General features: G+C 55.3%; 17 protein-coding genes. All 17 read left to right on the top strand.

The genetic code is table 11. The features are described 5' to 3' along the window. The 17 genes from rsmH to secA all read left to right on the top strand — a co-directional run bounded on the left by rsmH (position 1) and on the right by secA (position 20,989). The gene (gene rsmH, locus NBA72_RS16570; RefSeq protein ID WP_042947616.1) at positions 1-942 is read left to right on the top strand and encodes a 16S rRNA (cytosine(1402)-N(4))-methyltransferase RsmH; all 942 of its coding nucleotides are present in this window, start codon (positions 1-3) and stop codon (positions 940-942) included. Further along, a complete protein-coding gene (gene ftsL, locus NBA72_RS16565) occupies positions 939-1,304 on the top strand; it encodes a cell division protein FtsL (protein WP_000625651.1) in 366 nt (121 codons plus the stop codon). The genes rsmH and ftsL overlap by 4 nt, the downstream gene beginning before the upstream one ends. 15 nt (positions 1,305-1,319) lie before the next feature. After that, positions 1,320-3,086 (top strand): peptidoglycan glycosyltransferase FtsI, encoded by a 1,767-nt coding sequence (gene ftsI / locus NBA72_RS16560; protein ID WP_000642235.1) that lies wholly within the window; start codon positions 1,320-1,322, stop codon positions 3,084-3,086. Beyond that, entirely contained in the window at positions 3,073-4,560 is a 1,488-nt protein-coding gene (murE, locus tag NBA72_RS16555) for a UDP-N-acetylmuramoyl-L-alanyl-D-glutamate--2,6-diaminopimelate ligase (RefSeq protein WP_000775084.1), read from the top strand. The genes ftsI and murE overlap by 14 nt, the downstream gene beginning before the upstream one ends. After that, positions 4,557-5,915 carry a UDP-N-acetylmuramoyl-tripeptide--D-alanyl-D-alanine ligase gene (gene murF, locus NBA72_RS16550; protein WP_000626637.1) on the top strand — a complete coding sequence of 453 codons (1,359 nt, stop codon included), beginning with the start codon at positions 4,557-4,559 and terminating at the stop codon, positions 5,913-5,915. The genes murE and murF overlap by 4 nt, the downstream gene beginning before the upstream one ends. Continuing rightward, a complete protein-coding gene (gene mraY / locus NBA72_RS16545) occupies positions 5,909-6,991 on the top strand; it encodes a phospho-N-acetylmuramoyl-pentapeptide-transferase (RefSeq protein WP_000964138.1) in 1,083 nt (360 codons plus the stop codon). Before murF ends, mraY begins: the two co-directional genes overlap by 7 nt. Before the next feature lie 2 nt (positions 6,992-6,993). After that, a complete protein-coding gene (gene murD, locus NBA72_RS16540) occupies positions 6,994-8,310 on the top strand; it encodes a UDP-N-acetylmuramoyl-L-alanine--D-glutamate ligase (protein WP_042947613.1) in 1,317 nt (438 codons plus the stop codon). After that, positions 8,310-9,554 carry a cell division protein FtsW gene (gene ftsW, locus NBA72_RS16535; protein WP_001239803.1) on the top strand — a complete coding sequence of 415 codons (1,245 nt, stop codon included), beginning with the start codon at positions 8,310-8,312 and terminating at the stop codon, positions 9,552-9,554. Before murD ends, ftsW begins: the two co-directional genes overlap by 1 nt. Then, positions 9,551-10,618 carry an undecaprenyldiphospho-muramoylpentapeptide beta-N-acetylglucosaminyltransferase gene (murG, locus tag NBA72_RS16530; protein ID WP_000016613.1) on the top strand — a complete coding sequence of 356 codons (1,068 nt, stop codon included), beginning with the start codon at positions 9,551-9,553 and terminating at the stop codon, positions 10,616-10,618. Before ftsW ends, murG begins: the two co-directional genes overlap by 4 nt. 118 nt (positions 10,619-10,736) lie before the next feature. Then, positions 10,737-12,212, top strand: coding sequence for a UDP-N-acetylmuramate--L-alanine ligase (gene murC, locus NBA72_RS16525; RefSeq protein ID WP_001096070.1), 1,476 nt, complete (start codon positions 10,737-10,739; stop codon positions 12,210-12,212). Next, entirely contained in the window at positions 12,205-13,125 is a 921-nt protein-coding gene (locus NBA72_RS16520; RefSeq protein WP_000763895.1) for a D-alanine--D-alanine ligase, read from the top strand. Before murC ends, NBA72_RS16520 begins: the two co-directional genes overlap by 8 nt. Before the next feature lies 1 nt (position 13,126). After that, positions 13,127-13,957: a cell division protein FtsQ gene (ftsQ, locus tag NBA72_RS16515; protein WP_000075728.1), complete on the top strand. Its 831-nt coding sequence runs from the start codon at positions 13,127-13,129 to the stop codon at positions 13,955-13,957. Further along, complete coding sequence (ftsA, locus tag NBA72_RS16510; RefSeq protein WP_000588463.1) at positions 13,954-15,216, top strand: cell division protein FtsA; 1,263 nt, start codon at positions 13,954-13,956, stop codon at positions 15,214-15,216. The genes ftsQ and ftsA overlap by 4 nt, the downstream gene beginning before the upstream one ends. Before the next feature lie 60 nt (positions 15,217-15,276). Beyond that, on the top strand, positions 15,277-16,428 hold the full coding sequence (gene ftsZ / locus NBA72_RS16505) for a cell division protein FtsZ (protein WP_000462785.1): 1,152 nt from the start codon (positions 15,277-15,279) through the stop codon (positions 16,426-16,428). Between the two features lie 100 nt (positions 16,429-16,528). Beyond that, positions 16,529-17,446, top strand: coding sequence for a UDP-3-O-acyl-N-acetylglucosamine deacetylase (lpxC, locus tag NBA72_RS16500; RefSeq protein ID WP_000595487.1), 918 nt, complete (start codon positions 16,529-16,531; stop codon positions 17,444-17,446). A gap of 278 nt (positions 17,447-17,724) precedes the next feature. After that, on the top strand, positions 17,725-18,222 hold the full coding sequence (secM, locus tag NBA72_RS16495) for a secA translation cis-regulator SecM (protein ID WP_000014336.1): 498 nt from the start codon (positions 17,725-17,727) through the stop codon (positions 18,220-18,222). A gap of 61 nt (positions 18,223-18,283) precedes the next feature. Further along, positions 18,284-20,989, top strand: coding sequence for a preprotein translocase subunit SecA (gene secA / locus NBA72_RS16490; protein WP_000905754.1), 2,706 nt, complete (start codon positions 18,284-18,286; stop codon positions 20,987-20,989). Positions 20,990-21,077 lie beyond the last annotated feature (88 nt).

Below are 21,077 nucleotides of genomic sequence, written 5' to 3'. Positions count from 1 at the left end.
ATGATGGAAAATTTTAAACACACTACGGTACTGTTGGATGAAGCCGTTAATGGGCTGAATATTCGTCCGGATGGTATCTATATTGATGGCACATTTGGTCGCGGCGGCCACTCGCGCCTGATCCTCTCGCAACTGGGCGAAGAGGGGCGCTTGCTGGCGATCGATCGCGATCCGCAGGCGATCGCCGTTGCGCAGACCATTAATGATCCTCGCTTCTCCATCATTCATGGACCTTTTTCCGCGTTGGCTGATTATGTAGCCGAGCGCGAGCTTACCGGCAAGATTGACGGGATCCTTCTCGATCTTGGCGTCTCTTCTCCGCAGCTTGACGATGCGGAGCGCGGTTTTTCATTTATGCGCGACGGTCCGCTGGATATGCGAATGGACCCGACGCGCGGCCAGTCTGCCACCGAGTGGTTACAAACGGCGGAGGAGGCGGATATCGCCTGGGTGCTGAAAACATTCGGCGAGGAGCGTTTTGCCAAACGTATTGCTCGCGCCATTGTTGAGCGCAATCGCGAACAGCCGATGACCCGCACCAAAGAGCTGGCGGAAGTGGTTGCGGCGGCGACCCCGGTAAAAGACAAATTCAAACATCCCGCGACCCGTACCTTCCAGGCGGTGCGCATCTGGGTAAACAGTGAACTGGAGGAGATAGAGCAGGCGCTAAAAAGCTCGCTCAGCGTACTGGCCCCAGGCGGGCGGCTTTCAATCATCAGTTTCCACTCGCTGGAAGACCGTATTGTGAAACGCTTTATGCGTGAGCAAAGCCGCGGTCCGCAGGTACCGGCGGGATTACCGATGACGGAAGCGCAGCTCAAAAAACTGGGCGGTCGTGAGTTACGAGCGTTAGGCAAGTTGATGCCGGGTGAAAAAGAGGTAGCTGAAAATCCTCGGGCCCGTAGTTCAGTTCTGCGTATCGCAGAGAGGACGAACGCATGATCAGCAGAGTGACAGAAGCCCTAAGCAAAGTGAAGGGATCGATAGGAAGCAACGAGCGCCATGCCTTGCCTGGCGTGATCGGTGACGATCTTTTGCGGTTCGGGAAGCTGCCACTCTGCTTGTTCATTTGCATCATTTTAACGGCGGTGACGGTGGTCACGACGGCGCACCATACTCGTTTACTCACCGCGCAGCGTGAACAACTGGTTCTGGAGCGCGATGCATTGGACATTGAATGGCGCAACCTGATCCTTGAAGAAAATGCGCTCGGCGATCACAGCCGGGTGGAGCGGATCGCAACGGAAAAGCTGCAAATGCAGCATGTTGATCCGTCCCAAGAAAATATCGTAGTGCAAAAATAAGGATAAACGCGACGCATGAAAGCAGCGGCAAAAACGCAAAAATCGAAGCGCCAGGAAGAACAGACCAACTTCATCAGTTGGCGTTTTGCGTTGCTGTGCGGCTGTATTTTACTGGCGCTGGTTTTTTTACTTGGACGCGCGGCGTGGCTACAGATTATCGCCCCGGATATGCTGGTGCGTCAGGGCGATATGCGTTCGCTGCGTGTTCAGGAAGTCTCCACCTCACGCGGTATGATTACCGACCGTTCCGGGCGTCCACTGGCGGTCAGCGTACCGGTTAAGGCGATCTGGGCCGACCCGAAAGAAGTTCATGACGCCGGCGGCATCAGCGTTGGCGATCGCTGGAAAGCGCTTTCTACTGCGCTCAATATTCCGCTCGATCAGCTCTCCGCCCGTATCAACGCCAACCCGAAAGGGCGTTTTATTTATCTGGCGCGTCAGGTAAATCCTGACATGGCGGACTACATCAAAAAACTCAAACTGCCGGGGATTCATTTGCGTGAAGAATCACGCCGCTACTACCCGTCAGGAGAAGTAACCGCTCACCTCATCGGTTTTACCAACGTCGACAGTCAGGGGATTGAAGGCGTTGAAAAGAGCTTTGATAAGTGGCTTACCGGTCAGCCTGGCGAGCGAATCGTGCGTAAAGACCGCTATGGTCGCGTGATTGAGGATATCTCCTCCACTGACAGTCAGGCAGCGCACAACCTGGCGTTAAGCATTGATGAACGCTTACAGGCGCTGGTTTACCGCGAACTGAACAACGCGGTGGCGTTTAACAAGGCGGAATCCGGTAGCGCGGTGCTGGTCGATGTCAATACCGGTGAAGTACTGGCGATGGCGAATAGCCCTTCCTATAACCCCAACAACCTTGCCGGTACGCCGAAAGACGCTATGCGTAACCGTACCATCACCGACGTGTTTGAACCGGGTTCTACGGTTAAGCCGATGGTGGTGATGACTGCGCTTCAGCGCGGTATCGTCAACGAAAATACGGTGTTGAATACCGTTCCATACCGAATTAACGGCCACGAAATTAAAGACGTGGCGCGCTACAGCGAATTAACCCTGACCGGGGTTCTACAGAAGTCGAGTAACGTCGGTGTATCCAAACTGGCGTTAGCGATGCCGTCCTCAGCGTTAGTAGATACTTACTCACGTTTTGGGCTAGGAAAGGCGACCAATTTGGGGTTGGTCGGAGAACGCAGTGGCTTATATCCTCAAAAACAACGGTGGTCCGACATAGAGAGGGCCACCTTCTCTTTCGGCTACGGGCTAATGGTAACGCCGTTACAGTTAGCGCGAGTCTATGCAACGATCGGCAGCTATGGCATTTATCGTCCGCTGTCGATTACCAAAGTTGATCCGCCTGTACCCGGCGAACGCATCTTCCCTGAATCCACCGTACGCACCGTGGTGCATATGATGGAAAGCGTGGCGCTGCCGGGCGGCGGCGGCGTAAAGGCGGCAATTAAAGGCTACCGTATCGCGATTAAAACCGGTACGGCGAAAAAAGTGGGGCCGGACGGTCGCTACATCAACAAATACATTGCTTACACCGCAGGCGTCGCGCCTGCGAGTCAGCCGCGCTTCGCGCTGGTGGTTGTCATCAACGATCCGCAGGCGGGTAAATACTACGGCGGCGCCGTTTCCGCGCCGGTATTTGGTGCCATCATGGGCGGCGTTCTGCGCACCATGAACATCGAACCGGACGCGCTGGCAACGGGCGAAAAAAATGAATTCGTAATTAATCAAGGCGAGGGAACAGGTGGCAGATCGTAATTTGCGCGACCTTCTTGCTCCGTGGGTGGCTGGACTACCCGCGCGAGAACTGCGAGAGATGACGCTCGACAGCCGTGTGGCTGCGGCGGGCGATCTCTTTGTGGCAGTGGTGGGTCATCAGGCGGACGGGCGTCGATATATCCCGCAGGCGATAGCGCAAGGCGTAGCTGCCATTATTGCAGAGGCGAAAGACGAGGCGACCGACGGTGAGATTCGCGAAATGCACGGCGTACCGGTCGTCTATCTCAGCCAGCTCAATGAGCGTTTATCTGCGCTGGCGGGCCGCTTTTACCATGAGCCATCTGAAAACATGCGTCTGGTGGCGGTGACCGGCACCAATGGCAAGACCACCACCACCCAACTACTGGCGCAGTGGAGCCAGTTGCTCGGCGAAACCAGCGCAGTGATGGGAACGGTAGGCAACGGACTGTTGGGTAAAGTGATCCCGACGGAGAACACAACCGGTTCCGCAGTGGATGTTCAGCATGTGCTGGCCAGTCTGGTTGCGCAGGGCGCGACCTTCGGCGCGATGGAAGTCTCTTCTCACGGCCTGGTGCAGCATCGCGTGGCGGCGTTGAAATTTGCCGCCTCCGTGTTTACTAATTTGAGCCGCGACCATCTCGACTATCATGGCGATATGGCGCATTACGAGGCAGCAAAATGGATGCTTTATTCCACCCACCATCACGGTCAGGCAATCGTCAACGCCGATGATGAAGTTGGACGCCGCTGGCTGGCGTCGCTACCCGATGCGGTCGCGGTTTCAATGGAAGGGCATATCAACCCTAACTGTCACGGTCGTTGGCTGAAAGCGGAGGCGGTGGAGTACCACGACCGCGGAGCGACGATTCGTTTTGCTTCAAGCTGGGGTGAAGGCGAAATCGAAAGCCGCCTGATGGGCGCGTTTAACGTCAGCAACTTACTGCTGGCATTGGCGACGCTGCTGGCGCTGGGCTATCCGTTAACGGATTTGCTGAAAACCGCCGCGCGTTTGCAGCCGGTTTGCGGGCGTATGGAAGTGTTCACTGCGCCTGGCAAACCGACGGTGGTGGTGGATTACGCGCACACGCCGGATGCGCTGGAAAAAGCGTTGCAGGCGGCGCGCCTGCACTGCGCCGGAAAATTGTGGTGCGTCTTTGGCTGTGGCGGGGATCGTGACAAAGGTAAGCGCCCACTCATGGGGGCCATTGCCGAAGAATTCGCGGATATCGTCGTGGTGACTGACGATAACCCGCGTACCGAGGAGCCGCGCGCCATTATCAACGATATTCTGGCCGGAATGCTGGACGCCGGGCAGGTCAGGGTAATGGAAGGCCGCGCTGAGGCGGTAACCAATGCCATTATGCAGGCAAAAGACAATGACGTCGTGCTGATTGCAGGTAAAGGGCATGAGGATTACCAGATTGTCGGCACGCAGCGTCTTGATTATTCAGACCGCGTGACCGCAGCGCGTTTGCTGGGGGTGATCGCATGATTAGCGTAACGCTCAGCAAAATTGCCGATGTCCTTGGCGCCGAACACCGCGGGGCGGATCTCACGCTCGATACGGTCATTACCGACACACGGAAAGTGACGCCGGGATGCCTGTTCGTGGCGCTGAAAGGGGAACGCTTTGATGCGCATGATTTTGCTGATAAAGCAAAAGCGAACGGCGCTGGCGCCCTGCTGGTCAGTCGTCCTCTGGATATCGATCTCCCGCAGGTGATTGTAAAAGACACGCGTCAGGCATTTGGCCAACTGGCCGCCTGGGTACGTATGCAGGTACCGGCGCGGGTGGTGGCGTTAACCGGTTCGTCCGGCAAAACCTCGGTCAAAGAGATGACCGCCGCGATTCTTAGCCAGTGCGGAAATACTTTGTATACCGCAGGCAATTTTAACAACGACATCGGCGTGCCGATAACGCTGCTGCGCTTAAACCATGATTATGACTATGCGGTAATCGAGTTAGGCGCTAATCACCAGGGAGAAATCGCCTGGACCGTTAGCCTGACGCGCCCGGAAGCGGCGCTGGTCAATAACCTGGCGGCGGCGCATCTGGAAGGTTTCGGCTCGTTGGCCGGCGTGGCGAAAGCGAAAGGCGAAATCTATACCGGTTTGCCTGAGAACGGTATCGCGATTATGAATGCCGATAATAATGACTGGCTGAACTGGCAAAGCATTATTGGCGATCGTCAGGTGTGGCGCTTTTCGCCGAATGCGGCAAACAGCGACTTTACCGCTGCGAATATCCACGTGACGTCACACGGTACCGAATTTACCCTGCAAACGCCGATGGGCAGCATTGATGTGCTGCTGCCGTTGCCGGGGCGGCACAATATTGCCAACGCGCTGGCGGCCGCTGCTTTATCAATGGCGGTGGGGGCGACGCTGACGGCGATTAAAGCAGGGCTGGCGGCGTTAAAAGCCGTACCCGGGCGTCTGTTCCCGATTCAGCTAAGTGAAAACCAACTGGTACTGGATGACGCTTATAACGCCAACGTCGGTTCGATGACCGCCGCAGTGCAGGTCCTTTCTGAAATGCCCGGCTACCGCGTGCTGGTGGTAGGCGATATGGCCGAGCTGGGCGCAGAAAGCGAAGCGTGCCACCTCCAGGTTGGCGAGGCCGCAAAAGCGGCGGGTATTGATCGCGTGTTAAGCACCGGAAAACTCAGTCAGGCTATCAGCCACGCCAGCGGCGTCGGCGAACATTTTGCCGATAAAGCCGCGCTCATTGCGCGTTTACACGCTCTGCTTCAGGAGCAACCGATGATGACTATTTTAGTGAAAGGATCACGCAGCGCCGCGATGGAAGATGTGGTTCATGCGTTACAGGAGAAAGGTTCATGTTAGTTTGGCTGGCCGAGCATTTGGTCAAATATTATTCCGGCTTTAACGTCTTTTCTTATCTGACGTTTCGCGCCATCGTCAGCCTGTTGACCGCGCTGTTCATCTCTTTATGGATGGGCCCGCGTATGATCGCTCGTCTGCAAAAACTCTCTTTTGGCCAGGTGGTACGTAACGATGGCCCGGAATCGCACTTCAGTAAACGCGGTACGCCGACGATGGGCGGCATCATGATCCTGACGGCGATTGTGATTTCCGTTCTGTTATGGGCTTACCCGTCTAACCCGTACGTCTGGTGCGTGCTGGTGGTATTGATTGGCTACGGCATTATCGGTTTTGTCGATGATTACCGCAAAGTGGTGCGGAAAGATACCAAAGGGCTGATTGCGCGCTGGAAATATTTCTGGATGTCGGTTATCGCGCTCGGCGTGGCCTTTGCGCTTTATCTCGTCGGGAAAGACACGCCCGCGACCCAACTGGTGGTGCCGTTCTTTAAAGATGTTATGCCGCAATTGGGGCTGTTTTACATTCTGCTGTCCTACTTTGTCATCGTCGGTACGGGTAACGCCGTAAACCTGACCGACGGGCTTGATGGTCTGGCGATTATGCCGACTGTCTTCGTTGCCGCGGGCTTTGCGCTGGTGGCCTGGGCGACCGGGAACATGAACTTCGCCAATTACCTGCATATTCCGTATTTACGCCATGCGGGCGAGCTGGTGATTGTCTGTACGGCGATTGTCGGCGCGGGATTAGGATTCTTGTGGTTTAACACCTATCCGGCGCAGGTTTTTATGGGCGACGTCGGATCGCTGGCGTTGGGCGGCGCGTTGGGCATTATCGCCGTGCTGCTGCGTCAGGAGTTCCTGCTGGTGATCATGGGCGGCGTCTTTGTGGTGGAAACTCTGTCGGTCATCCTGCAGGTGGGTTCCTTTAAACTACGCGGACAGCGTATTTTCCGTATGGCGCCTATCCATCACCACTATGAACTGAAAGGCTGGCCGGAACCTCGCGTGATTGTGCGCTTCTGGATTATTTCGCTGATGCTGGTGCTGATTGGCCTGGCAACGCTGAAGGTACGTTAATCATGGCTGATTACCAGGACAAAAACGTCGTCATTATCGGTCTGGGCTTAACCGGACTCTCTTGCGTGGACTTTTTTCTCGCCCGCGGCGTGACGCCGCGGGTGATGGATACTCGCGTGACGCCGCCGGGTCTGGATAAGCTGCCGCAAGAGGTTGAGCGTCACGTTGGCGGCCTGAACGACGAGTGGCTCTTAGCGGCGGATTTAATCGTCGCCAGCCCTGGTATTGCTCTGGCGCATCCCTCTCTTAGCGCTGCCGCCAGCGCTGGAGTGGAAATTGTCGGCGATATCGAACTGTTTTGCCGCGAAGCGCAAGCGCCGATTGTGGCCATCACCGGCTCGAACGGCAAAAGCACCGTGACCACCTTAGTGGGCGAGATGGCGAAAGCGGCGGGCGTCAATGTCGGCGTTGGCGGCAATATCGGTCTTCCGGCGCTGATGCTGCTGGATGCCGATCGCGAATTGTACGTGCTGGAATTATCCAGTTTCCAACTGGAAACCACGTCAAGTTTGCAAGCGGCGGCGGCAACGGTGCTCAACGTCACTGAAGATCATATGGACCGGTATCCGTTTGGTTTGCAACAGTACCGGGCGGCGAAACTGCGCGTCTACGAGAAGGCGAAAGTGTGCGTAGTGAATGCCGATGATGCGTTGACGATGCCGGTTCGTGGGGCCGATGAGCGCTGCGTCAGCTTTGGCGTCAATATGGGTGATTATCACCTTAATCGTCAGCAGGGCGAAACCTGGCTGCGAGTCAAAGGCGAGAAGGTGCTGAACGTGAAAGAGATGAAGCTTTCCGGGCAGCATAACTATACCAATGCGTTAGCGGCGCTGGCGCTGGCGGATGCCGTAGGTCTGCCGCGCGCCAGCAGTTTGAAGGCGTTGACGACATTTACCGGTCTGGCGCATCGCTTCCAGCTGGCGTTGGAGCATAACGGCGTACGTTGGATCAACGACTCGAAAGCGACCAACGTCGGCAGTACCGAAGCGGCGCTAAACGGTTTGCATGTGGACGGTACGCTGCATCTGCTGCTGGGCGGCGACGGTAAGTCGGCAGACTTTTCTCCGCTGGCGCGCTATCTGACCGGCGATCGTATCCGCCTGTATTGCTTTGGGCGCGATGGCGCGCAGCTTGCCGCACTGCGTCCGGAAATCGCCCAACAGACTGAGACGATGGAAGAGGCGATGCGTTTGCTGGCGCCGCGCGTTCAGCCGGGTGATATGGTGCTGCTGTCGCCCGCCTGCGCCAGCCTCGATCAGTTTAAAGATTTTGAGCAACGGGGCGATGTCTTTACCCGTCTGGCGAAGGAGTTAGGTTGATGCGTTTATCTCTCCCCCGTCTGAGAATGCCGCGCGTACCAGGCTTTGGCCTCCTGGCCTGGCTGTTTGCGGCGCTTAAAGGCTGGGTGATGGCTTCGCGCGATAAAGACGCCGACAGTCTGATCATGTATGACCGCACGCTGCTATGGCTGACCTTTGGGCTGGCGGCGATTGGTTTTGTCATGGTGACGTCGGCCTCCATGCCAGTCGGGCAGCGCCTGGCGAACGATCCGTTTTTGTTTGCCAAACGTGATGCGCTCTATATCTTCCTGGCATTTTGTCTGGCGATGGTCACGCTGCGTTTGCCCATGACCTTCTGGCAAAAATACAGCACGACGATGCTGATTGCGTCGATCATTATGCTGCTTATCGTGCTGGTCGTCGGGAGCTCGGTTAACGGGGCGTCGCGCTGGATTGCGCTGGGACCGCTGCGTATTCAGCCTGCGGAGTTTACCAAGCTGTCGCTGTTCTGCTACCTCGCGAACTATCTGGTGCGTAAGGTTGATGAGGTGCGAAATAACCTGCGCGGCTTTTTAAAACCAATGGGCGTGATTCTGGTGCTGGCGGTGTTACTGCTGGCGCAGCCTGACCTCGGGACGGTGGTCGTACTGTTTGTCACCACGCTGGCGATGCTGTTTCTCGCCGGGGCGAAATTATGGCAGTTCATCGCCATTATCGGGATGGGCATCTCGGCGGTGATTCTGTTAATCCTCGCCGAACCGTATCGTATTCGCCGCGTTACCTCGTTCTGGAACCCCTGGGAAGATCCGTTCGGCAGCGGTTATCAGCTGACGCAGTCGCTGATGGCTTTTGGGCGCGGTGAGATATGGGGGCAAGGGCTGGGGAATTCGGTGCAGAAACTGGAGTATTTGCCGGAGGCGCACACCGATTTCATCTTCGCCATTATTGGGGAAGAACTGGGTTATATCGGTGTGGTATTGGCGCTTTTAATGGTATTCTTCGTCGCTTTTCGCGCGATGTCGATTGGCCGTAAGGCATTGGAGATTGACCACCGTTTTTCCGGATTTTTAGCGTGTTCTATCGGTATCTGGTTTAGTTTCCAGGCGCTGGTAAACGTTGGCGCGGCCGCGGGGATGCTGCCGACCAAAGGCCTTACGCTACCGCTGATCAGTTATGGCGGGTCGAGTCTGTTGATTATGTCGACGGCCATTATGTTTTTATTACGTATTGATTATGAAACGCGTCTGGAAAAAGCGCAGGCGTTTACACGAGGTTCTCGATGAGTGGTCAACCGAAGCGGTTAATGGTGATGGCGGGCGGTACCGGCGGGCACGTGTTCCCGGGACTGGCCGTTGCGCATCATTTAATGGCCCAGGGCTGGCAGGTTCGCTGGCTGGGTACCGCCGATCGTATGGAAGCGGATTTAGTGCCGAAGCATGGCATCGACATTGACTTTATTCGGATCTCCGGTCTGCGCGGTAAAGGCGTAAAAGCGCTTCTGGCGGCGCCGCTGCGGATTTTTAACGCCTGGCGGCAGGCGCGGGCGATCATGAAGCGGTTTAAGCCGGATGTCGTGCTGGGAATGGGCGGTTATGTTTCCGGCCCCGGCGGTCTTGCCGCCTGGTCATTGGGTATTCCGGTCGTTTTGCATGAGCAAAACGGTATCGCCGGGCTGACCAATCAGTGGCTGGCCAAAATCGCGACCACGGTGATGCAGGCGTTTCCCGGTGCGTTTCCGAACGCGGAAGTGGTGGGTAACCCGGTGCGTACCGACGTACTGGCGTTGCCGTTGCCGCAGGTGCGTCTGGCCGGTCGTGACGGCCCGATTCGCGTGTTGGTGGTCGGCGGTTCTCAGGGGGCGCGAGTCCTGAACCAGACGATGCCGCAGGTTGCCGCCAGACTGGGCGATACGGTTACAATCTGGCATCAAAGCGGAAAAGGCGCGCAGCTCACGGTAGAGCAGGCATATGCCGGGGCGGGACAACCGCAGCATAAGGTGACGGAATTTATCGATGACATGGCCGCCGCCTATGCGTGGGCGGATGTGGTGGTATGTCGTTCCGGCGCTTTAACGGTGAGCGAGATCGCCGCCGCCGGGTTACCGGCGATATTCGTGCCGTTTCAGCATAAAGACAGGCAGCAGTACTGGAATGCGCTACCGTTAGAAAACGCCGGCGCAGCTAAGATTTTTGAGCAGCCGCAGTTTACTGTAGAGGCTGTCGCCGACACCCTGGCGGGGTGGTCGCGCGAGGCGTTGTTAACCATGGCGGAGCGTGCCCGCGCGGTATCCATTCCGGATGCTACCGAACGCGTCGCCAGTGAAGTCAGCCGGGTTGCCCGGACATAATTTGTGGCGGTGCCTTTTGCATCGCAGGGTTTTTCTACCCTCAATAATTTGGGTTGCAGGCAAGCCAACGCATCTGCAATTTGAAGTATGGCGGGTATTGGAGTTAATGGCGTAAAGAATGAATACACAACAACTGGCAAAACTGCGTTCCATCGTGCCCGAAATGCGTCGCGTTCGGCACATTCACTTTGTCGGCATCGGTGGTGCTGGTATGGGCGGTATTGCCGAAGTTCTGGCCAATGAAGGGTATCAGATCAGTGGTTCCGATTTAGCGCCGAATCCGGTGACCCAGCAGTTGACGAGCCTGGGGGCGACGATTTTCTTTAACCATCGTCCGGAAAATGTGCGTGATGCCAGCGTGGTCGTTGTTTCCAGCGCAATTTCCGCGGATAACCCGGAAATTGTCGCGGCGCATGAAGCGCGTATTCCGGTTATTCGCCGTGCGGAAATGCTGGCGGAACTGATGCGTTTTCGCCACGGCATCGCGATTGCCGGGACGCACGGAAAAACCACAACGACCGCGATGGTGTCCAGTATTTATGCCGAAGCGGGGCTGGACCCGACTTTCGTGAATGGCGGACTGGTGAAAGCCGCAGGCGTTCATGCGCGTCTGGGCCATAGTCGTTACCTGATTGCCGAGGCAGATGAGAGCGACGCATCCTTCCTGCATTTGCAGCCGATGGTCGCGATCGTCACCAACATCGAAGCCGACCATATGGATACCTATCATGGCGACTTTGAAAATTTAAAGCAGACGTTTATTAACTTCCTGCATAACCTGCCGTTCTACGGTCGCGCGGTAATGTGCGTCGACGATCCGGTCATCCGCGAGTTGCTGCCGCGGGTGGGGCGTCAGACCACGACGTATGGCTTTAGCGAGGATGCTGACGTCCGCGTAGAAGATTATCAGCAGATAGGGCCGCAGGGGCACTTTACGCTGTTGCGCCAGGGAATGCCGGATCTGCATGTCACGTTGAATGCGCCGGGTCGCCACAATGCCCTGAATGCCGCTGCGGCAGTGGCGGTAGCGACCGAAGAAGGTATCGCCGATGACGCTATCCTGCGCGCGCTGGAAAGCTTCCAGGGGACCGGGCGTCGTTTTGACTTCCTCGGCGAGTTCCCGCTTGAGCCGGTGAATGGTAAAGCGGGGACGGCGATGCTGGTGGATGACTATGGCCATCATCCGACTGAAGTAGACGCCACCATTAAAGCTGCGCGAGCAGGGTGGCCGGATAAAAACCTGGTGATGCTGTTTCAGCCGCACCGTTACACGCGCACGCGCGATCTGTATGACGATTTCGCCAATGTGCTGACCCAGGTTGATGCGCTGCTGATGCTGGACGTTTACCCGGCGGGCGAAGCGCCGATTCCGGGCGCGGATAGCCGTTCTTTATGTCGTACGATTCGTAATCGGGGAAAAATTGACCCGATTCTGGTTTCCGATCCGGCTCAGGTTGCGACAATGTTAGCGCCGGTGCTGACGGGTAACGACTTGATATTAGTGCAAGGCGCAGGAAATGTTGGCAAAATTGCGCGTTACTTATCTGAAATCAAGCTGAAGCCGCAAATCCAGGAGGAAGAGCAACATGGCTGATAAAATCGCGGTCCTGTTGGGCGGAACCTCTGCGGAGCGGGACGTTTCGTTAAATTCCGGCGCGGCAGTGCTGGCCGGGTTACGTGAAGGCGGCATTGATGCGCATCCCGTCGATCCGCAAGAGGTCGATGTCGCGCAGCTTAAAGCAATGGGCTTTCAGAAGGTCTTTATTGCGTTGCATGGCCGTGGCGGTGAAGATGGCACCTTACAGGGAATGCTTGAACTGCTCGGCCTGCCTTATACCGGTAGCGGCGTGATGGCCTCGGCGCTTTCCATGGATAAACTGCGCAGTAAATTGCTGTGGCAGGGCGCAGGCTTACCGGTTGCGCCGTGGGTCGCGCTGACGCGCGCTGAGTTTGAAAAAGGCCTTAGCGAAGAACAAAAAGCGCGAATTTCGGCGCTGGGTTTACCGCTGATCGTCAAACCCAGCCGTGAAGGCTCCAGCGTCGGTATGACGAAAGTAGTAGAAGAAAATGCTTTACAGGGTGCGTTATCATTGGCTTTTCAGCATGATGACGAAATACTGATTGAGAAATGGTTGTGCGGTCCGGAATTTACGGTGGCGATAGTTGGCGAAGAAATTTTACCGTCAATTCGTATCCAACCGGCAGGAACCTTCTATGATTATGAGGCGAAGTATCTCTCTGATGAGACTCAGTATTTCTGCCCTGCCGGTTTAGAAGCGTCCCAGGAAGCCGCGCTACAGTCTCTCGTCCTGCAGGCATGGAAAGCTTTAGGCTGCACGGGATGGGGGCGTATTGACGTCATGCTGGACAGCGATGGTCAGTTTTATCTGCTGGAAGCCAATACTTCTCCGGGGATGACCAGCCATAGTCTGGTGCCGATGGCGGCGCGTCAGGCGGGAATGAGCTTCTCGCAGTTAGTGGTACGAATTCTGGAGTTGGCGGACTGATATGTCGCAGGCTGCGCTGAACACGCGAAACAGTGATGAAGAGACGCCTTCTTCACGCCGCAATAATGGAACGCGTCTTGCAGGAATTTTATTTCTGCTGACGGTACTGTGCACCGTGTTTGTTAGCGGGTGGGTCGTGTTAGGGTGGATGGAAGATGCGCAGCGTTTACCGTTATCAAAGCTGGTATTAACCGGCGAGCGTCACTACACGCGTAACGATGATATCCGTCAGGCGATACTGGCTCTGGGCGCGCCGGGAACCTTCATGACGCAGGATGTGAACATTATCCAGAGCCAGATTGAGCGTTTGCCGTGGATTAAACAGGCCAGCGTCAGAAAACAGTGGCCTGATGAATTGAAGATTCATCTGGTTGAATATGTGCCGATTGCGCGTTGGAATGATCAACATATGGTCGATGCTGAAGGGAACACCTTCAGCGTGCCGTCAGACCGCATCGGCAAACAGGTTTTACCCATGTTGTATGGCCCGGAAGGCAGCGCGAGTGAAGTGTTGCAGGGATACCGCGAGATGGGGCAGGTGCTGGCTAAGGATAAATTCACTCTGAAGGAAGCGGCGATGACCGCACGTCGCTCCTGGCAATTGACGCTTAATAACGGCATTAAGCTCAATCTCGGCAGGGGCGATACGATGAAAAGGTTGGCTCGCTTTGTAGAACTCTATCCGGTTTTACAGCAGCAGGCGCAAACCGATGGCAAACGGATTAGCTACGTTGATTTGCGTTATGACTCAGGTGCGGCAGTTGGCTGGGCGCCGCTCCCCCCTGAGGAATCTAATCAGCAACAGAATCAGGCACAGGCAGAACAACAATGATCAAGGCGACGGACAGAAAACTGGTAGTAGGACTGGAGATTGGCACCGCGAAGGTTGCCGCTTTAGTAGGGGAAGTTCTGCCCGACGGTATGGTCAATATCATTGGCGTGGGCAGTTGCCCATCGCGGGGTATGGATAAAGGCGGGGTGAATGACCTTGAGTCAGTGGTGAAATGCGTTCAGCGCGCCATTGACCAGGCGGAATTGATGGCCGATTGCCAGATCTCCTCGGTATATCTGGCGCTTTCCGGCAAACATATTAGCTGTCAGAATGAAATTGGTATGGTGCCCATTTCCGAAGAGGAAGTGACGCAGGAAGATGTGGAAAACGTCGTGCATACTGCGAAGTCAGTGCGCGTGCGCGATGAACATCGCGTGCTGCATGTGATTCCTCAGGAGTACGCCATTGACTACCAGGAAGGCATTAAAAATCCGGTCGGTCTTTCCGGCGTGCGTATGCAGGCGAAAGTACATTTGATTACCTGCCACAACGATATGGCAAAAAACATTGTCAAAGCTGTTGAACGTTGTGGTCTGAAAGTTGACCAACTGATATTTGCCGGACTGGCGGCCAGTTATTCCGTGTTAACGGAAGATGAACGTGAACTGGGCGTCTGTGTCGTGGATATCGGCGGTGGTACAATGGATATCGCCGTTTATACTGGCGGCGCGCTGCGTCATACCAAAGTGATCCCTTACGCGGGGAACGTGGTGACCAGCGATATCGCTTATGCCTTTGGTACGCCGCCGAGCGATGCTGAAGCCATTAAAGTTCGCCACGGTTGCGCGCTGGGTTCCATTGTCGGTAAAGACGAAAGCGTTGAAGTACCGAGCGTAGGCGGGCGTCCGCCGCGCAGCCTGCAACGTCAGACGCTGGCGGAAGTGATTGAGCCGCGTTACACCGAGCTGCTCAATCTGGTCAACGAAGAGATATTGCAATTACAGGAACAGCTTCGCCAACAAGGGGTAAAACATCACCTGGCGGCGGGGATTGTGTTAACCGGCGGCGCGGCGCAAATCGAAGGGCTTGCTGCTTGCGCTCAGCGCGTGTTTCATACGCAGGTGCGTATCGGCGCGCCGCTGAATATCACCGGTCTGACGGATTATGCCCAGGAGCCGTATTACTCAACGGCGGTGGGATTGCTTCACTACGGGAAAGAGTCCCACTTAAACGGTGAAGCAGAAGTGGAAAAACGTGTTACGGCATCAGTTGGCTCGTGGATCAAGCGACTTAATAGCTGGCTGCGAAAAGAGTTTTAATTTTTATGAGGCCGCCAGATATTACGGCCTCAGGTGACAGGCACATGACGGAGAGAGATTATGTTTGAACCTATGGAACTAACCAACGACGCGGTGATTAAAGTCATCGGCGTCGGTGGTGGCGGCGGTAACGCTGTTGAACACATGGTGCGCGAGCGCATCGAAGGTGTTGAATTCTTCGCGGTGAATACCGACGCTCAGGCGTTGCGTAAAACGGCGGTTGGCCAGACCATTCAAATTGGTAGCGGCATTACCAAAGGTCTGGGCGCTGGCGCTAACCCGGAAGTCGGTCGTAACGCGGCGGACGAAGACCGTGAAGCGCTGCGTGCGGCGCTTGAAGGCGCAGACATGGTATTTATCGCGGCAGGCATGGGCGGCGGTACCGGAACCGGCGCGGCGCCAGTGGTTGCTGAAGTGGCTAAAGATTTAGGTATTCTGACCGTTGCCGTGGTGACTAAGCCTTTCAATTTTGAAGGCAAAAAGCGCATGGCATTTGCGGAGCAGGGTATCACCGAGCTGTCCAAGCATGTGGACTCGTTGATCACCATCCCGAACGACAAGCTGCTGAAAGTGCTGGGCCGTGGCATCTCCCTGCTCGACGCGTTCGGCGCGGCTAACGACGTGCTGAAAGGCGCGGTTCAGGGTATCGCAGAGCTGATCACCCGCCCGGGCCTGATGAACGTCGACTTTGCTGACGTGCGTACCGTGATGTCTGAAATGGGCTACGCAATGATGGGCTCCGGCGTGGCGAGCGGTGAAGATCGTGCGGAAGAAGCGGCTGAAATGGCTATTTCTTCTCCGCTGCTGGAAGATATCGATCTGTCCGGCGCGCGCGGCGTGTTGGTCAACATTACGGCGGGCTTCGACCTGCGTCTGGACGAGTTTGAAACCGTCGGCAACACCATTCGCGCGTTTGCGTCGGATAACGCCACCGTGGTTATCGGTACTTCTCTGGACCCGGATATGAATGATGAACTGCGCGTGACGGTAGTGGCGACCGGTATTGGTATGGACAAACGTCCGGAAATCACTCTGGTCACCAATAAACAGGTGCAGCAGCCGGTGTTGGATCGTTATCAGCAGCACGGTATGGCGCCGCTGACGCAGGAGCAAAAAACGGTCGCGAAAGTGGTTAACGACAATACACCACAGGCGGCGAAAGAGCCGGATTATCTGGATATCCCCGCATTCCTGCGTAAGCAAGCTGATTAAGAATTAGCTGGAATTTGGGATTCTGGGCTCTTTGTGCTAAACTGGCCCGCCGAATGTATAGTACACTTCGGTTGGATAGGTAATTTGGCGAGATTATACGATGATCAAACAAAGGACACTTAAACGTATCGTTCAGGCGACTGGCGTCGGTTTACACACCGGCAAAAAAGTCACCCTGACATTACGCCCTGCGCCGGCCAATACCGGGGTCATCTATCGTCGCACCGACTTGAATCCACCGGTAGATTTCCCGGCCGATGCCAAATCTGTGCGTGATACCATGCTCTGTACGTGTCTGGTGAATGAGCATGATGTACGGATTTCAACCGTTGAGCACCTGAATGCTGCTCTGGCGGGCTTAGGTATCGATAACATCGTTATTGAGGTTAATGCCCCGGAAATCCCGATCATGGATGGCAGTGCCGCTCCGTTTGTCTACCTGCTGCTTGATGCCGGTATTGATGAACTGAACTGCGCCAAAAAATTCGTACGCATCAAAGAGACTGTTCGGGTTGAAGATGGCGATAAATGGGCTGAATTCAGACCGTACAATGGTTTTACGTTGGATTTCACCATCGACTTTAACCATCCGGCGATCGATTCCAGCAGCCAGCGCTACGCGATGAACTTCTCTGCGGATGCGTTCATGCGCCAGATCAGCCGTGCGCGTACCTTCGGTTTTATGCGTGATATCGAATATCTGCAGTCCCGCGGCCTGTGCCTGGGCGGCAGCTTCGATTGTGCCATCGTTGTTGACGATTATCGCGTATTGAACGAAGACGGCCTGCGTTTTGAAGATGAATTCGTTCGTCACAAAATGCTCGACGCGATCGGTGACTTGTTCATGTGTGGTCACAATATTATTGGTGCGTTTACCGCGTATAAATCCGGTCACGCATTGAATAACAAATTGTTACAGGCAGTCCTGGCAAAACAGGAAGCCTGGGAATTTGTGACCTTCCAGGACGACGCAGAACTGCCGTTGGCTTTCAAAGCGCCTTCGACGGTACTGGCATAACGACATACGCTGTCGTATAAAATTCGACTGGTTAACCTGGCACTCTCTCCGGCCAGGCGAGCCAGTCGTTTTTTTTACTATCCTTTATCTGCGCTTTCCTTAATACAGCCATTTTGACAGGGTTAAATGGAAACACGGCGCGTTCGCTGTTTTCTTAGCCGATTTTCACCTTAGCTTCTCGTCATTACTGCTGTAGCGCGTACGCTTTAATGATAAGATTTGTGCGCAAATTGTTTTGATTCCGTAAGCCCATGAGAGGCATATCAGGTGGCAATGACGTGAGTGGAATACTGACGCGCTGGCGACAGTTAGGCAGACGATACTTCTGGCCGCATCTCTTATTAGGGATGGTCGCGGCGAGTTTTGGTTTGCCCGCGCTCAGTAACGCCGCTGAAACCAATACGCCTGCAAGGACGACCGCCAGCACCGCGTCTAAAGTTAACTTTAGCCATCTTGCGCTGTTAGAAGCCTCTAACCGTCGTCCCAATTTCACCGTAGATTACTGGCATCAGCACGCTATTCGCACGGTGATTCGCCACCTTTCTTTTGCAATGGCGCCGCAAACGCTGCCCGTTGCCGACGCGCCGTCGCCATTACAGGCGCATCATATCGCCTTACTGAATACGCTCAGCGCGATGCTCACGCAGGAGGGCACGCCGCCGGCGATTGTTCGCCGCCTCTCCCTGGCGTATTTTGCGCCACAAACCGCATTTAGCATCCCGGCCTGGATAAGTCAGGCGCAGGGTATCCGCGCCGGTCCGCAACGTCTCAGCTAACGAAAAAAGACCCTTTTACTTTATTTGTAGCTCCGCGGCGCGGGGCATTTGAGACTTTATTATGCTAATCAAATTATTAACCAAAGTATTCGGTAGCCGTAACGATCGTACGCTGCGTCGTATGCGTAAGGCCGTCAGCCTTATTAATGCGATGGAACCGGAGATGGAAAAACTCTCCGATGACGAACTGAAAGCGAAAACCAACGAATTTCGCGCCCGTATTGAAAAAGGCGAAAGCGTAGAGAGCCTGATTCCGGAAGCGTTCGCGGTGGTGCGTGAAGCCAGTAAACGCGTCTTTGGGATGCGTCACTTCGACGTTCAGCTATTGGGTGGTATGGTGCTCAACGATCGCTGTATCGCCGAAATGCGTACTGGTGAAGGTAAAACGCTGACCGCAACGCTGCCAGCCTACCTGAACGCGCTGTCCGGCAAAGGCGTTCATGTGGTAACCGTGAACGACTATCTGGCGCAGCGTGACGCCGAAAACAACCGTCCGCTATTCGAATTCCTCGGTATGTCCGTTGGTATCAACCTGCCAGGTATGCCTGCGCCAGCCAAACGTGAAGCTTACGCTGCCGACATCACTTACGGCACTAACAACGAATACGGTTTTGACTACCTGCGCGACAACATGGCGTTCAGCCCGGAAGAGCGCGTGCAGCGTAAACTGCATTATGCGCTGGTGGATGAGGTCGACTCCATCCTGATCGATGAAGCGCGTACGCCGCTGATTATTTCCGGCCCGGCGGAAGATAGCTCGGAAATGTACAAAAAAGTGAACAAAATCATTCCGCACCTGATTCGTCAGGAGAAAGAAGATTCTGACACTTTCCAGGGCGAAGGCCACTTCTCCGTTGATGAGAAAGCGCGCCAGGTTAACCTGACCGAACGCGGTCTGGTGCTGATTGAAGAGCTACTGGTGCAAGAAGGCATTATGGATGAAGGCGAGTCGCTCTACTCGCCTGGCAATATTATGCTGATGCATCACGTCACCGCCGCGCTGCGCGCGCACGCGCTGTTTACCCGTGACGTGGATTACATTGTGAAAGACGGCGAAGTCATCATTGTTGATGAACATACCGGTCGTACCATGCAGGGGCGTCGCTGGTCTGACGGTCTGCACCAGGCGGTAGAAGCGAAAGAAGGCGTTGAAATTCAGAATGAAAACCAGACGCTGGCGTCTATTACCTTCCAGAACTACTTCCGTCTGTATGAAAAGCTGGCCGGTATGACCGGTACGGCGGATACTGAAGCCTTCGAATTTAGCTCTATCTATAAGCTGGACACCGTCGTTGTTCCGACCAACCGTCCGATGATCCGTAAAGATTTGCCGGATCTGGTCTACATGACCGAAGCGGAAAAAATCCAGGCCATTATCGAAGATATTAAAGAACGTACCGCGAACGGTCAGCCAGTGCTGGTCGGGACGATTTCTATCGAGAAATCTGAAGTGGTCTCCAGAGAGCTGACCAAAGCGGGCATCAAACATAACGTCCTGAACGCAAAATTCCACGCCAACGAAGCAGGCATCGTTGCGCAGGCTGGTTATCCAGCGGCGGTCACTATCGCTACCAACATGGCGGGGCGTGGTACCGATATTATGCTGGGCGGTAGCTGGCAGGCGGAAGTCGCCGCGCTGGAAGCGCCGACGGAAGAACAGATTGCGCAGATTAAAGCGGACTGGCAGGTACGCCATGACGCGGTTCTGGCTGCCGGCGGTCTGCATATCATTGGCACCGAGCGCCATGAATCCCGCCGTATCGACAACCAGCTGCGTGGCCGTTCCGGTCGCCAGGGCGATCCGGGTTCTTCCCGTTTCTACCTGTCGATGGAAGATGCGCTGATGCGTATTTTCGCCTCCGATCGTGTCTCCGGTATGATGCGTAAACTGGGGATGAAGCCGGGCGAAGCGATTGAGCACCCGTGGGTGACGAAAGCTATCGCTAACGCGCAGCGTAAAGTAGAAAGCCGTAACTTCGATATTCGTAAGCAACTGCTGGAATATGATGATGTGGCGAACGATCAGCGCCGTGCAATTTATACCCAGCGTAACGAACTGCTGGATGTGTCTGACGTGAGCGACACCATTAACAGCATTCGCGAAGATGTCTTTAAGGCGACTATCGACGCCTACATTCCGCCGCAGTCGCTGGAAGAGATGTGGGATATCCCGGGTTTGCAGGAACGCCTGAAAAACGACTTCGACCTGGAGCTGCCGATTGCCGAATGGCTGGATAAAGAGCCGGAGCTGCATGAGGAGACGCTGCGTGAGCGCATCCTGGCGCAGTCCATCGAGGTGTATCAGCGTAAAGAAGAGGTGGTTGGCGCTGAAATGATGCGTCATTTCGAAAAAGGCGTGATGCTGCAAACGCTCGATTCCCTGTGGAAAGAGCACCTGGCGGCGATGGATTACCTGCGTCAGGGTATTCATCTGCGCGGCTATGCGCAAAAGGATCCAAAGCAGGAATACAAGCGCGAATCCTTCGCTATGTTCGCCGCGATGCTGGAATCGCTGAAATATGAAGTGATCAGTACCCTGAGCAAAGTCCAGGTACGTATGCCGGAAGAGGTCGAAGCGATGGAAATGCAGCGTCGCGAAGAGGCGGAGCGCCTGGCGCAGATGCAGCAGCTAAGCCATCAGGATGACGATGCCGCCGTGGCTGCCGATCTGGCCGCCCAAACAGGCGAACGTAAGATTGGACGTAACGATCCTTGCCCTTGCGGTTCTGGTAAGAAATACAAACAGTGTCACGGTCGCCTGAGCTAATGCGATAAACTTACCGGCCTGATAAGACATAATGTGTTGCCATCAGGTCGGTGCTGGCATTATTGCCGAAGGGCGCTACGCTTATTCG

Origin of the sequence: Salmonella sp. NW1250 (genome assembly GCF_051812965.1) — a bacterium.
Lineage (GTDB): Bacteria > Pseudomonadota > Gammaproteobacteria > Enterobacterales > Enterobacteriaceae > Salmonella > Salmonella enterica.
This window is presented reverse-complemented; position numbering and strand designations above follow the sequence as displayed.